Source organism: Phenylobacterium sp., assembly GCF_044372605.1.
Taxonomy (GTDB): domain Bacteria; phylum Pseudomonadota; class Alphaproteobacteria; order Caulobacterales; family Caulobacteraceae; genus Phenylobacterium.
Genome location: NZ_JBILRO010000085.1, coordinates 1 through 12,616, shown reverse-complemented (window position 1 = coordinate 12,616; position 12,616 = coordinate 1). Strand labels below are relative to the sequence as shown.

Annotated in this window: 14 protein-coding genes; 8 read left to right on the top strand and 6 right to left on the bottom strand. The window is 65.5% G+C overall.

The genetic code is table 11. The features are described 5' to 3' along the window. Positions 1 to 732: ornithine carbamoyltransferase (locus tag ACIQ42_RS08985; RefSeq protein WP_397421859.1), on the bottom strand; the 732-nt coding region annotated here is incomplete at its 3' end. Then, entirely contained in the window at positions 729 to 1,946 is a 1,218-nt protein-coding gene (locus ACIQ42_RS08980; protein WP_397421858.1) for an aspartate aminotransferase family protein, read from the bottom strand. The genes ACIQ42_RS08980 and ACIQ42_RS08985, both read right to left, overlap by 4 nt. Positions 1,947 to 2,172: 226 nt before the next feature. Between ACIQ42_RS08980 and ACIQ42_RS08975 the strand changes: the two genes are divergently transcribed. Next, positions 2,173 to 2,550: an STAS/SEC14 domain-containing protein gene (locus ACIQ42_RS08975; RefSeq protein ID WP_397421857.1), complete on the top strand. Its 378-nt coding sequence runs from the start codon at positions 2,173 to 2,175 to the stop codon at positions 2,548 to 2,550. Positions 2,551 to 2,564: 14 nt separating this feature from the next. Here ACIQ42_RS08975 and ACIQ42_RS08970 read toward each other — a convergent pair whose 3' ends face one another. After that, a complete protein-coding gene (locus ACIQ42_RS08970) occupies positions 2,565 to 3,383 on the bottom strand; it encodes an ABC transporter permease (protein WP_397421861.1) in 819 nt (272 codons plus the stop codon). Between the two features lie 212 nt (positions 3,384 to 3,595). Between ACIQ42_RS08970 and ACIQ42_RS08965 the strand changes: the two genes are divergently transcribed. The 3 genes from ACIQ42_RS08965 to ACIQ42_RS08955 all read left to right on the top strand — a co-directional run bounded on the left by ACIQ42_RS08965 (position 3,596) and on the right by ACIQ42_RS08955 (position 5,928). Further along, positions 3,596 to 4,102 carry a GcrA family cell cycle regulator gene (locus ACIQ42_RS08965; RefSeq protein WP_397421860.1) on the top strand — a complete coding sequence of 169 codons (507 nt, stop codon included), beginning with the start codon at positions 3,596 to 3,598 and terminating at the stop codon, positions 4,100 to 4,102. 139 nt (positions 4,103 to 4,241) lie between these two features. After that, a complete protein-coding gene (gene xseA, locus ACIQ42_RS08960) occupies positions 4,242 to 5,681 on the top strand; it encodes an exodeoxyribonuclease VII large subunit (protein ID WP_397421856.1) in 1,440 nt (479 codons plus the stop codon). A 28-nt stretch (positions 5,682 to 5,709) separates the two neighbouring features. Next, entirely contained in the window at positions 5,710 to 5,928 is a 219-nt protein-coding gene (locus ACIQ42_RS08955) for a DUF2093 domain-containing protein (RefSeq protein ID WP_397421855.1), read from the top strand. Positions 5,929 to 6,231: 303 nt separating this feature from the next. Here the strand turns inward: ACIQ42_RS08955 and ACIQ42_RS08950 are convergent, their stop codons facing one another. Together ACIQ42_RS08950 and ACIQ42_RS08945 are read right to left on the bottom strand one after the other, a co-directional pair. Next, positions 6,232 to 7,158, bottom strand: a complete 927-nt coding sequence (locus ACIQ42_RS08950; protein WP_397421854.1) for a hypothetical protein — start codon at positions 7,156 to 7,158, stop codon at positions 6,232 to 6,234. A gap of 9 nt (positions 7,159 to 7,167) precedes the next feature. Then, positions 7,168 to 7,488 carry a metalloregulator ArsR/SmtB family transcription factor gene (locus ACIQ42_RS08945; RefSeq protein ID WP_397421853.1) on the bottom strand — a complete coding sequence of 107 codons (321 nt, stop codon included), beginning with the start codon at positions 7,486 to 7,488 and terminating at the stop codon, positions 7,168 to 7,170. A gap of 70 nt (positions 7,489 to 7,558) precedes the next feature. Between ACIQ42_RS08945 and ubiA the strand changes: the two genes are divergently transcribed. From ubiA to ACIQ42_RS08925, 4 genes are all read left to right on the top strand, one after another. After that, on the top strand, positions 7,559 to 8,488 hold the full coding sequence (ubiA, locus tag ACIQ42_RS08940) for a 4-hydroxybenzoate octaprenyltransferase (protein ID WP_397421852.1): 930 nt from the start codon (positions 7,559 to 7,561) through the stop codon (positions 8,486 to 8,488). Between the two features lie 31 nt (positions 8,489 to 8,519). Beyond that, on the top strand, positions 8,520 to 9,512 hold the full coding sequence (locus ACIQ42_RS08935; RefSeq protein ID WP_397421851.1) for a fatty acid desaturase family protein: 993 nt from the start codon (positions 8,520 to 8,522) through the stop codon (positions 9,510 to 9,512). A gap of 144 nt (positions 9,513 to 9,656) precedes the next feature. After that, positions 9,657 to 10,319 carry a class I SAM-dependent methyltransferase gene (locus ACIQ42_RS08930; protein WP_397421850.1) on the top strand — a complete coding sequence of 221 codons (663 nt, stop codon included), beginning with the start codon at positions 9,657 to 9,659 and terminating at the stop codon, positions 10,317 to 10,319. A 109-nt stretch (positions 10,320 to 10,428) separates the two neighbouring features. Continuing rightward, positions 10,429 to 11,739 carry a S1C family serine protease gene (locus tag ACIQ42_RS08925; protein WP_397421849.1) on the top strand — a complete coding sequence of 437 codons (1,311 nt, stop codon included), beginning with the start codon at positions 10,429 to 10,431 and terminating at the stop codon, positions 11,737 to 11,739. Positions 11,740 to 11,877: 138 nt separating this feature from the next. Here the strand turns inward: ACIQ42_RS08925 and ACIQ42_RS08920 are convergent. Continuing rightward, the coding region (locus ACIQ42_RS08920) for a hypothetical protein (RefSeq protein WP_397421848.1) at positions 11,878 to 12,616 on the bottom strand (739 nt) is incomplete at its 5' end.

The window sequence follows — 12,616 nt, the reverse complement described above, 5'->3', positions numbered from 1 at the left end:
GACCCGCTCGTCATGGTCAGTGTCGCCCATGGAGACCCAGGTGTCGGTGATCACGCAGTCGGCGCCGCGCACAGCGTCGTAGGGGTCATGACCTGTGGTGATCGTGCCCTGCTGCTCGGCGGCCCGGGCCAGGTCCATCATGTCCGGATGGAAGATCGCCGGCGTTGCGATATTCAGCCGGAACCCCAGCTTCGGCGCAGCGTGGATGAAACTGGAACAGACGTTGTTGCCGTCACCTACCCAGGCCAGGGTCTTGCCGGTGACCGGTCCCCGGTGCTCCTCGAAGGTCATCAGGTCGGCCAGGATCTGGCAGGGGTGCCCCTTGTCCGACAGTCCGTTGATCACCGGGACCGACGACCACATGGCCAAACGCTCGACATCCTCGTGAGAATTGGCTCGGATCATGATCGCATCGACCATTCGCGACAGCACGCGCGCGGTGTCCTCGATCGGCTCACCGCGACCCAGTTGCATATCGACGGCGTTGGAAATGATCACGTCCCCGCCCAGCTGACGCATGGCCGCATCGAACGAGAAGCGGGTCCGCGTGGAGTTCTTCTGGAAGATCATCGCCAGCGTTCGGCCTTCGGCGGGGCGATCCGCGTCAGGCTTGCCCTTCGGCCAACCCGCACGGGCGGCCTTGCGGGCCTTGGCGTCTTCCAGGATCCGCCGCAGATCTGCGCCGTCAATCCGCGAGAGATCCAGAAAATGCCGGGGCGACGGCGCGCTCACGCCGCCTTCGCCTTGGCCTGAGCCGCCTCGCAGGCGTGTTCCAGACTGGCCATCGCCTCGCGCGCCTCTTCCAGGGTGAGCGTCAGCGGCGGCAGCAGGCGCACGCAGTTGTCGCCGCCACCGGCGATCAGCAGGTGCCGGTCCCGGGCATGCTGCATGAACTCGCGGTTGGGGGTCGCCAGTTTGATGCCGATCAGAAGGCCCTTGCCGCGGATGTCGACCACGACATCGGGGAAGCGGTCCTTGAGCCCCGTCAGCTGCTGGTTGAAGTAGCCGGCCACCTCGCGCACGTGGGCCAGCAGCTCCGGCTTCACCAGTTCTTCCAGCGACGCCAGACCCACCGCCATGGCCAGCGGATTGCCGCCATAGGTCGAGCCGTGGGAGCCGGGCGTCATTCCTGCGGCCGCCTTGACCGTGGCCAGGCAGGCGCCCACCGGAAACCCGCCGCCCAGCGCCTTGGCCACCGCCATGATGTCCGGCGCCGCATCCTCGGCCCATTCGTAGGCGAACAGCTTGCCGGTCCGGCCCAGGCCGCACTGAATTTCGTCGTAGATCAGCAGGATCCCGGCCTCGTCGCACAGCTGGCGCAGGCCGCGCATGCAGACGTCCGGCAAGGCGCGCGCGCCGCCCTCGCCCTGCACCGGCTCGATCAGGATCGCCGCGGTGGTGGGGCCGATCGCCGCCTTCAGCGCCTCGTGATCGCCGTAGGGCAGGTGGACAAACCCCGGCATCGGCGGACCAAAGCCCTCCAGATAGCTGGCGTTGCCCGAGGCGTTGACTGCCGCGAGCGTCCGGCCATGGAACGAACCGTCAAAACCGATGATGTCGATCCGCTCCGGGTTGCCCCGGGCCCAGTGATACTTGCGCGCCGTCTTGATGGCGCACTCGATGGCCTCGGCGCCGGAGTTGGTGAAGAACACCACATCGGCGAAGGTCGCGTCCGTCAGCGCCGTCGCCAGCTTCTCCTGCTGGGGGATCGTGAAGATGTTGGAGGTGTGCCAGAGCTTCTCGGCCTGATCTTTCACGGCCTGGATCAGCTTGGGATGGCTGTGGCCCAGCGCGGTGACCGCGATACCCGCCATGCAGTCCAGATAGGCGACCCCGTCCGTAGTGTAGAGACGCACGCCCTCGCCTCGCTCGAACGCCAGCTGGGTGCGGCTGTAGACACCCATGATGTGATCGCTGGGAACAGGCGGCGCGGACTGATCGGCCACTGAAAGACCCTCCAGAATGGAAGCGTCCCCGCAGCGCTGGGCAGCGGGGACCGGAAGGCTTTGCGTTTTCGTCTTGGAATGTGACGAAGTCAATCGTCAGGGCGTAGAACCACAGAGCGCGAGCTTCATCCAGGCCTCCCGCGCGACAAATGTGATGCGATTTGACCCAGCGCAATTCGACCGGACAGTCCGGAGATCATCCTCTGATGAGACGATGGAGGCTGCCATGATCGAGACCCTGAAATCACCCGACCACGTCCTGGCCTACCGTCTCGACGGCGTCATGACCGCCGAGGACTACGATGTTGCCGCCAGAGCGCTGGAACATAAGCTCAAGAGCCATCGCCACTTGGGTCTCTATGCCGACATGACCGACTTCAAAACCATGACAGCCGAGGCCCTGGTGCACGACCTGAAGTTCCACATGTCTCACTTGGGCCTGTGGAAGCGGTTTCCGCGCATCGCCATCGTCACGGACGAGCCTTGGCTGAAGGCCATGGTCAGCGTTATGGGCGCCATCCTGCCGCACGTCGAAGCCAAGGCGTTCGCGCCCGCTGAGAAAGAGGTGGCGCTTGCCTGGGCCTCCGTGATGGTCGACGCCTAAGTGTGAGCTCACATCTAGGTCTTGATCTTGTAGCCCGTCCGGAACATCCACAGGCAGACCCACCCCAGACTGAGGGTTAGGACCGCCGTCATCACCACGCCGATGGTGATCGAACTGTCGGCCATGCCGGTGAAGCCAAACCGGAAACCGTCGATCAAATAGAAGAACGGGTTGAAGTGGCTGGCCGTGCGGAACGGCTCGGGCAGCTTTTCCACCAGATAGAAGGTTCCTGAGAGGAACGTCATCGGCATGATCACGAAGTTGGTCACCGCCGCCATGTGGTCGAACTTCTCGGCCCACAGCCCGGCCATGATGCCGATGAAGGCCATGATCAGCGCCGCGCCGACCCCGAAGTAAAGCACGGCCCAGGGCTGGGCTATCGGCAGACGCGCGAAGGGCATCACCGCCAGCAGGGTGACCAGTCCGACCAGGATGCCGCGGGTGGCGGCGCCGGCGCCGAACCCGATCGCCAGTTCGCCCGGCGTCAGCGGCGGGGTCATGAAGTCGCCCATCATGCCGTTGAACTTGGCCTGAAGCAGCGATGACGACGAATTGGCGAAGGCGTTTGAGAGGATCTGCATCATGATCAGGCCCGGCGCCACGAAGGTTCCGTACGCCACGCCGTGCACCTCGCGCCCGCCGCCCACCGCCACCACGAACACCAGCATGTAGAGCAGGGCCGTCACCACCGGCGCGGCCAGGGTCTGGGTGCCCACCTTTATGAAACGGCGGATCTCCCGGAAGTACAGGGTCTTCAGCCCCTCCCAGTTCACGCCCTGATAGACGCGGGGCACGGGCGGCAGGGCGGTGTCGGCGGTTGGCATGTCTCGCATGGCCAAGGTGTGCGCCGGGCGCGGCGAACGTGCAAGAGCCGGGTTTGCCGACACTATATCTAGTTCCTGTGGATGATAGCGATGGCGCCTATTGTGGCCGTTAGGGAGTTGTTTACTAGTGATGGTGGTTGCTGAGCGACGAGACCGCTGGGTGCCACAAGATGTAGATGTCGGCGCCGCCTGATGCGCGCCGTGGGCTGGGAGGCAAGACCATGGGCTGGACCGACGAACGGGTCGAACTTCTGAAGAAGCTCTGGCAGGACGGACTGTCCGCCAGCCAGATCGCCAAGCAACTGGGCGGCGTCACCCGCAATGCGGTGATCGGCAAGGTACACCGGCTGGGCCTGTCGGGCCGCGCCACGCCGTCGAAGCCACAGCGGACCACCTTCAAGGCCCCGCGCCCCGCCCGCGTCGCCGTGGCGGCGCCATCGGCCCCGCGCCGGATCGCAGAGCCGGTCTCCACCAGCCCCGTGCCGCCGACGCCGGTGCGCTATGTGGATGAAGCCCCCGGCACCGCCACCGTCCTCACCCTGGGCGCCCACATGTGCAAATGGCCCATCGGCGATCCCTCGATGGACAACTTCACCTTCTGCGGCCGCCGCTCGGAAGAGACCGGCCCCTACTGCCACGAGCACGCCACGATCGCCTATCAGCCGGTGCAGACCAAGAAGAAGTCCGGCGCCGCCGAACTGGCCCGCAGCCTGCGCCGCTACATCTGAAATCCGCCAGACCGCGCGGACGACCAATCCGTTGGGGATGGGGGACGTGTCTGGAGCCGAGGTGGCAGCTGCTGCTTGAGGCGCCGGATGCGTCCCTTTCTCTTTGGAACATCTGCCGTATGCCCGAGAGGCGGGCCGCATGACCGACGTCGCCCTGACCCCAGAAGAAACCGGCAACGCCAAACCCTACTCCGTCTCGGAGCTGGCCTTTGCGCTGAAGCGGACGCTGGAGGACGCCTATGGATTTGTGCGCCTGCGGGGCGAGCTCTCCAAGGTCACCAACCACTCCAATGGCCATGTCTATCTAACCATCAAGGATGAGCGCGCCGCCATCGACGGCGTGGTCTGGAAAGGCCAGGTGCGCGGCCTGCAGGTCCGGCCCGAACAGGGGCTGGAGGTGATCGTCACCGGCAAGATCACCACCTATCCGCAAGGCTCACGCTACCAGATCGTCATCGAAACCATGGAGCCGGCCGGCATCGGCGCCCTGCTGGCCCAGCTGGAGCGGCTGAAGGCGAGGCTGGCGGCCGAGGGGCTGTTCGAGCCGTCGCGCAAACAGCCGCTGCCCACCATGCCCGCCGTGGTGGGGGTGATCACCAGTCCGACCGGCGCCGTGATCCGCGACATCCTGCACCGCATCCGCGACCGCTGGCCCTGCCGGGTGATCGTCTGGCCGGTCGTCGTGCAGGGCGACGCCGCCGCGGGCCAGGTGGCCGCCGCTATCCGCGGCTTCAACGCGCTGGACGGATCCGGCCCGGTCCCCCGGCCAGACGTGCTGATCGTGGCGCGCGGCGGTGGCTCGGTGGAGGATCTATGGGCGTTCAACGACGAGGCCCTGGCGCGGACGGCAGCCGAGAGCGCGATCCCCCTGATCAGCGCTGTGGGCCACGAGACCGACACCACCCTGATCGACTTCGTGTCGGACCGAAGGGCGCCAACACCCACGGCCGCCGCCGAGATGGCGACGCCGGTGCTGGCCGAGCTCAAGGGCCTGATGTCGGACCTGGGCGGACGGCTGCACCGTTCCGGTGGGCGCGTGGTCGATGACCGGTCGGGCCGGATCGAGGCGGCGGACCGGGCGCTGAGGCGCGCGCCGGACCTGCTGCGACTGGCCGAGCAGCGGTTCGATATCGTCTCGGGCCGTCTGGGTGCCGGTCTTGCCCGCAATGCGGCGGTGCATGAACGCGAACTGGTGCGCGTGGCCTCGCGGCTGACGCCCCTGTTGCTGCAACGCCCGCAGGCAACCCAGAAGCTCCGCCTCGACACCCTCACCGCCCGGCTGCGCCCGTCGATAGATCGGCGGCTGGAGCGCCTGTCAGAACGGCTGGAAAGCCTGGCCAAACTCTATGCCTCCGTCGATCCGGACCGCCCCTTGCAGCGGGGCTTCGCGCGCGTTGCGCGGGCTGACGGCGGCCTCGTCCGCGCGGGCGAGGCGCTCAAGGCCGGCGAGACCGTCGCCATCACCTTCGGCGACCGCGTCACCCGCCAGGCTGTGATCGACGGCGAGAGCACCACGACGCCCCGGCCCGCCCGGCCGCGCCCCCGCGCCGAGCCGCCGCCGCAGGGTGATCTGTTCTGAACCCCGGCGGCGCGCTACACTGCACCCCATGAACGCCCACGACCGAACCCTCGCCGCCCAGGACCTCGCCAAACTCCACTACGGCGACGGCGACTTCGCCGTGCTGCGCCCGGGCCGCTATGTGCTTTGCGCCGTCACTGGCCAGAAGGTGCCCCTGGAGCAACTCCGCTACTGGAGCGCCGAGCTGCAGGAAGCCTACGCCGGCCCGGCCGAGTCGCTGAAGCGCTGGCAGGAAACGCAGGGCTGAGGGCGGGACGGAGCCTTGGCCGTCACCTTCAGATGCGCAAGCACGCGCGGTGTCGCTTCGGCAGGCAGCCCGGGCAGGATGGCCAGTGAAACGGAGACCCACGACGCGATAGCGGCCAGAGACGCGTTCGGAAAGTCGTCATTGCGACAGCTGTCATTCTGACGACCCCCCAATTGGGCCTCGAATGTCGGGAACCTAGGTGGGCACCTGGGGACGGTCGAGGAACCGTGTTGGCCGGTGGGCGGCGAGGCCGTCGAAGGTTGCGATTGAGCCCTGAGGACCTTCCCACCCTTTGGATTCTCCTCAGTTCCGGATCGTCCGGACGGTCACGTCAGGGCTTGGCCTCTCGACGGTAATCGCACCCGGCCACACAGTTGCAAGCGTGTTCAGCAACTCGTCTGTTGGCCGCTGCCAGTCGGCGCCGCCTTGCGGCGCAGTGACCCTGATGGTCACGTTGTCCTGGGGCGGATCGGTCCAGGTCCATTGTTGAATGCTCAAGTGCGTGCCGACATCCTGGCACATGCTCAAGCCGAGTGTCCCGGAGCGCGAGTAGTCCGCTAGCGACCACTGTTGTTCAGTTGAGATACGCCTCAAGACGCTTTGGAAGTGAGGCCATTGTTCGGGCCCCATCCGGATATGAACTGTACGCACGACAGGAAACGACCGGCCACCATTGCGGAAAATGTTGTGGCAAGTGAGGTCCTCAGGGCCGTAAATCAGCCTTAGCCCCTGACCTGTTCCGGCCGAGGCCAGCACGGCGGTAGCGCAGGCGACAATCGTGCCCGCAAGGATTGCATGGCGGCGCGGGAGAAGTCTTACCGGCCACTGCTGAAGCTTCAGAGCGATCCAAGCGGCCAAACCGGCGCACGCCCCTTGCGCCACGTAGAGCACCATCGCAGCGGGGCTAGAGCTGAAGAGCGCGACAAGGCCAAGAGGTAGAAGGCCAAGCGCGGCTCCGACGCCGATTGCAGCCCAGACGTTACGCCAACCTTTGGCCCGAAGAACCAACGCTGCTGGAAGAGCGACAAATATGCCGTAGCAAATAGCCAACGGTAGAACGGCGCCTGCGACAATGCCATTGATGGAGGGCAGCATGGGCAAAGCGACTGCCAGAACGCCGACCTGGACGCTGATCGTGTACCGTAGCAGTACTAGCCACCAAGGCGGGTCGCGGACAGGATCAGATGGGGCAGAACCAACCTGCTCCCCACCATTGGGCAATTTGTCCATGGGTGCTTTCTAGCTATCGCCGTGCGCGCTTCCGCGTTTGATCACCGCACTCTCCTTCTTGAGGGGCGCGGAGACCGGACAGACGTTCTGAACAAAACTGTTGAGGGTGTTGACCAGATTGTCCCGGACCAGGGCGTAGTGCACGAACTGGCCACGCTTCTCACTGGTCACCAGGCCAGCGTTTTCCAGTACGGCCAGATGTTTGGAGATGGCGGGTTTACTCATCGAGAAACGGGACGCGATCTCTCCGGCCGTCAACTCGGCTTCCGACAGGTACGCCAGAATCTTGCGCCGAGGCGTCGAGGCCAGAGCTTCGAAGATCTTCTCCAAGGGACTAATTTCCTAATTAACTTGAGAGTTAATTGACTAAGTAATGGATGCCGTGTCAAGCCCCGAGCCAATGACCTCCTCCGCCCCCCTCCCCGACGCTGCCCCGACCAACTGGGTGGATGCCTACGCGCCCGCGGCACTCCGGCCCTGGCTGAAGCTCGGGCGGTTTGATCGGCCGGTGGGGATCTGGCTGTTGATGCTGCCCGGCTGGCAGGGGATCGCGCTGGCGGCGGCGATGGAGGGCAAGCTGCCGGATCTGCGGCTGCTGGTGCTGGTGTTCCTGGGCGCGGCGCTGATGCGGGCGGCGGGCTGCGCCTATAACGACATCGTCGACCGTGACATCGACGCCAGGGTGGCCCGGACCGCCGGGCGACCGATCCCGTCGGGGCAGTTATCGGTAAAGCAGGCTTGGGGGTTTGTCGCCGCCTGCTGTGCGGTGTCGTTCCTGATCCTGATCAGCCTGCCGCCGCTGGCGATTGGATTGGGGGTTGGGTCCCTGGCGCTGGTGGCGGCCTATCCGTTCATGAAACGGATCACCTGGTGGCCGCAGGCCTGGCTGGGGCTGACCTTCAACTGGGGCGCCTTGCTGGGGTTCGCGGCGGCCAGCGGCCAGCTCAGCCTGCCCGCCCTGCTGCTCTATGCCTCCGGCGTGTTCTGGACCCTGGGATACGACACCATCTATGCGATCCAGGACGTTGAGGACGATGCGCTGGCGGGGGTGAAATCCTCCGCGCGACGGCTTGGAGAGAAAGCCCCCCGGGCGGTGGCGAGTTTCTATCTTCTTGCGCTGGCCTTCGCGCTGGCCGCCAGCGTGGTGGCCGGTCTGGGGCTCGGCTTCTCGATCGGGCTGATCGGGATGGCGATCCATCTGGGACTGCAGGCGCGTCGCGTGCGTATCGATGACGGCGCGCTGGCGCTGAAGCTGTTCAGGTCCAACACCGGGGCGGGGCTGATTCTGTTCGCAGCGATCGTGGCGGGCAGCTGGGTTCCGGGTAGCTGACGGAGCGGAGCGGAAGGGTTACACTGGTCCCATGACCGCCGCCGCCCGCGTTGCTCCGAAGGACTATTTCTCCACCGAGGAATGGGCGCCTCTGGCGCGCAAGTCGGCCTGGAAGGGTCCCGCGCTCATCGCGCACGCCTGGCTGGTGATCCTGGCCGCCGCCGCCATGGCCATGGCGTTTCCGATCACTATTCCCCTGGCCGTGATGATCATCGGCGCGCGGCAACTGGGTCTGGCGATCCTGATGCACGATGCGGCTCATGGCGCGCTGCATCCCGACCTGAAGGTCAACGACTGGCTGGGCGAGCACCTGACGCCGGGCGGCCTCGGCCAGTATCGGAGCTATCATCTGGGGCACCACAAGTTCGCCCAGCAGGCCGAGGACCCTGACCTTGGCCTGTCGGCGCCCTTCCCGATCACGGCCCTGTCGCTGCGCCGCAAGATCCTGCGGGACCTCACCGGCCAGACCCATTTCAAGCAACGCTGGGCGCCGCTGTTCCGCCGGATCGCCGAGCGGACGCCGGATCAATCGGTGCTGGGCATCCTCGGCAGGTTCGTGCGCGGCCGGCCCCGGTTCTTCATCGGCGCTGCCGTGACCATCGCGGCCACAGCGCCGTTCGGCTTCTGGTGGGCGTGGTTCGTGCTGTGGTGGCTACCCTCAGCCACCTGGCTGCCGCTGGTCACGCGCCTCAGGAACATCGCCGAACACGCCTGCATCGCGAAGGACGAGCCGGATCCGCTGCGTCACGCGCGCACCACCCGGGCCAGCCTGATCGAGCGGATGTTCCTCGCGCCCTACTTTGTGAACTATCACTGCGAGCATCACATGTTCATGCTTGTGCCCTGCTACAATCTGCCCCGAACGCACCGCCTGCTGAAGGCGAAGGGGGTTATGGCGGGCATGCTGACAGCGCCGAGCTATCGCGATGTGCTGCGCCAGGCTTCGAGCAAGCCGGTCAAGGCCGATCGGGGCGGTGGTCCGACGCCTGAGGACCGCGGCGTGGAACGTGCGCTCATCCAGTAAGCCGACGTGGCGCGGCCAGACGCTGGACGCGCAGCCGGGTCAGCGCATCATCCGGGCCCGAACTCAGCATCGTTGCCCCCCTTGGGTCCAGGCTGACACACCAACGTCGATTGACCCGGCCTGCACAACCGTCGACGGGGGGTGATGGACCTATCCACGCCGGCGGCGCGCAGCGCCTTCATCCTCGAGAACACGCGCCTGCAAAGTCCGCCGCATACGCCGGAGTTGCGCCTGCACCTGGCCGACGAGATTACACCCATCTGGAAGCTGACCGAGGAAGCCCTGCTGGAGATCGGCCTGCCACCGCCCTACTGGGCCTTCGCCTGGGCCGGCGGACAGGCGCTGGCGCGCTATGTGCTGGACAATCCCGACGTGGTGGCGGGCAAGGCCGTGGTCGACTTCGCGTCTGGATCAGGACTCGTCGCCATCGCAGCGGCCCGCGCAGGTGCGGCGCGGGTGTTGGCCGCCGATATCGACGGCTATTGCGGTGAGGCGCTGGCGCTCAACGCCCGGGCCAACGGCGTGGTTGTCGGCTTCACCGATATCGACCTGCTGGATGCGCCCCCGCCGGGCTGGGCCGACGTGATCCTGGCCGGCGACATCTGCTACGAGAAACCGTTGGCCGAGCGGGTGCTGGCCTGGCTGGCCCAGGCGCGTCGCGCCGGCACCACCGTGCTGATCGGCGACCCGGGCCGCAGCTACTTCCCCCGTACGGGCCTGACCTTGCTGGCGGAATACCAGGTGGAGACGACGCGGGAACTGGAAGACATGGCGGTGAAGCGGACGTGCGTTTGGGCGATGCCGTGAGGTGTCCAATGCGCCGGATTGTTCTTTATTTGTTCTTGTTTGCATGAACACACTTGGCTAGCCTGATCTGGACGCGAAGGGTAGACGACGATCCGTTTTAAGTTGCAAATTGGAAAAACCCAATTTTGGAGCGTGCATGCAAACCTTTCGTAGTCTGATCATCACCTTCGCCGCGTGTCTGTCGCTATTCTCACCGGCGGTCGGGGCCGAGCGCGAGGAGCTGCTGAGGCTGAAGGCGCCGCCCCCAGCGGCAAGGAGTGTGTTGTCTGCTGAACTCAAGCTTCAGCCGGTCAAGTTTGCTCGAGCGATAGTCAGGGCCAAGCCCGAGCCCTGGGCGCGGATGGAGGTGCTGGTTCCGCAAGCCCGTTCGGAGGTGGATTACCTGACATGGTCCGAGACCGACGATGCATTGGACCCGGCGACGGTGCAGACCATTTTTGCCGAGGAGATGATCGCTGCTCGAATTCCGGTCGCTGGAGCAGGCCGAAGCCTATTCGGCGAAGAGGGGCCGTCTGACTTGCAGGTGGGTGTCATCGTCAGCGACATGAAGGGACGGCTGTGCCGGGGTTGTGGGTTCAGCACGCCCTGGATGTCATGGGTGGGAGACGTGGTCATGGATGCACGTTGGGAAGTCTACTCCCAGCTTGGAGCGAGAGTCATTGCCACCATAGACACTCGGGGCGGGTTCACCGCGCCCGGTCGCGGCCTGGCCGGGAGTCCTCAGCGGTTGGTGTATGAAGCGTTCCGAGACAACATTCGTCGGCTGATCGCTAGTGAAGACTTCCAGAAAGCCCTCGCCGTACGCTCTGATGTTGAGGCGCAAACGCGGCCTCAAAACCGGACTCTCGCGCTCCAGACCACCAAACCCGTATCATTGCAGGAAGCGGCAAATGCCGTTGTCACCATCTATGCAGGCGATGCGATGGGTAGCGGGGTGCTCATAACCCCAGACGGCGACATTCTCACGAATCACCACGTCGCAGGATCTTCGGGGAAGGTTCGACTCCGCTGGTCAGACGGTACAGACACGATTGGCGAAGTTATCGGGAGCGACCGGCGGCGCGATGTCGCGCTTGTGAAGACTAGCCCCAAGGCCCAACCAATTGCGGTCCGGGTAAAGTCGCTGGAACTCGGCGAAACGGTCTTCGCTATCGGAACACCGCTCGACAAGTCGCTCGCCAACACCCTCACCCGCGGTATCGTTTCGGGTACGCGTCTGATCGACGGGCTGCCGATGATCCAGAGCGATGTCGCCATTGATCAGGGCAATTCAGGCGGTCCGCTGCTGGACGAGAAGGGCCAGATCGTGGCCTTGACGGTAGCCCGGCTTGAACCCGACGGAATCGGCCGTGACATCGGCTTCTTCATACCCATCGCCGACGCCCTCAAGGCGCTCGGTATCCAGCCGCCCGCAAGCTGACTTGGCGGGCCGGTGCTCGGGATCGGGCGCGCGCAAGGACGGACAGGGGTTGCGTCGGAACCGCTGGCCCGCCGGCGGGCGAAATCGCCGTGGTCAGGCCACCTGCATCATGGCCGGCTGGTTGTCCGCAAAGCGGTTCTAGTTCGCCGACCCCGTCGCGGCCGGCTTGGCGGCGGCGGCTTTGGCCCTTTCGGCTTCCTCGACGCGGGCCCCGGCCAGAATGCCTGGCAGGGCATAGTTGCCCTCGTGGCAGGCGTACTCGTAGATCACGCCTTGAAGCGGGCTGAATTCATACTCGCCGCCCCAGGGCTTGTCCCAGAACGTCGGGTCTTCGGCTGTGAAGGCATAGTGAACGCGGTTCTTGCCCACACGGGTGAAGCGCTCGGTGATCTTCAGGTCCTTCCAAGATCCCATCCAGGCCTGCGCCTGGGGAATGTTGGTGGTCTCCACGATCAGGGTGTCGCCTTCCCAGCGACCGATGGAATCGCCCATCAACGGACGGACGCCATCGGTGCGATGCTTGCCGTTCAACCGCACGATCCGCAGGTCGTGGTTCATTTCGACCTCGATCACGAAGGTCTCGGCGGTTTGAAGGAACTGATAGTTGTTGTTGTAGAAGCCGTTGGCCAGCATCGGCGGCCCCGCGTTCCGCCCGAACGACATGATGCAGCGTTCGCCCAGTGATCGCGACTCATAGCTGTCGAAGGCGCCGCCAGGCGGGCGCTGCGGCATGGTGGCACCCTCCTTACGGCGGGGTGGCTGACCGTTCGGCGTGGTCAGGATCGAGGTGCGCGCCTCGCCAGCAACCCGCATCACATGGTTGCCAGGATCCAGCCAACCGCGATTGTAGCCGCCCACATCTCCGCCGGCGGCGGCA

Excerpts from the sequence above, each read along its gene's own strand:
- ACIQ42_RS08975 (WP_397421857.1), top strand. The coding sequence starts at position 2,173 with ATGATCGAGACCCTGAAATCACCCGACCACGTCCTGGCCTACCGTCTC.
- ACIQ42_RS08970 (WP_397421861.1), bottom strand. The coding sequence starts at position 3,383 with ATGCGAGACATGCCAACCGCCGACACCGCCCTGCCGCCCGTGCCCCGC.
- ACIQ42_RS08965 (WP_397421860.1), top strand. The coding sequence starts at position 3,596 with ATGGGCTGGACCGACGAACGGGTCGAACTTCTGAAGAAGCTCTGGCAG.
- xseA (WP_397421856.1), top strand. The coding sequence starts at position 4,242 with ATGACCGACGTCGCCCTGACCCCAGAAGAAACCGGCAACGCCAAACCC.
- ACIQ42_RS08955 (WP_397421855.1), top strand. The coding sequence starts at position 5,710 with ATGAACGCCCACGACCGAACCCTCGCCGCCCAGGACCTCGCCAAACTC.
- ACIQ42_RS08950 (WP_397421854.1), bottom strand. The coding sequence starts at position 7,158 with ATGGACAAATTGCCCAATGGTGGGGAGCAGGTTGGTTCTGCCCCATCT.
- ubiA (WP_397421852.1), top strand. The coding sequence starts at position 7,559 with ATGACCTCCTCCGCCCCCCTCCCCGACGCTGCCCCGACCAACTGGGTG.
- ACIQ42_RS08935 (WP_397421851.1), top strand. The coding sequence starts at position 8,520 with ATGACCGCCGCCGCCCGCGTTGCTCCGAAGGACTATTTCTCCACCGAG.
- ACIQ42_RS08930 (WP_397421850.1), top strand. The coding sequence starts at position 9,657 with ATGGACCTATCCACGCCGGCGGCGCGCAGCGCCTTCATCCTCGAGAAC.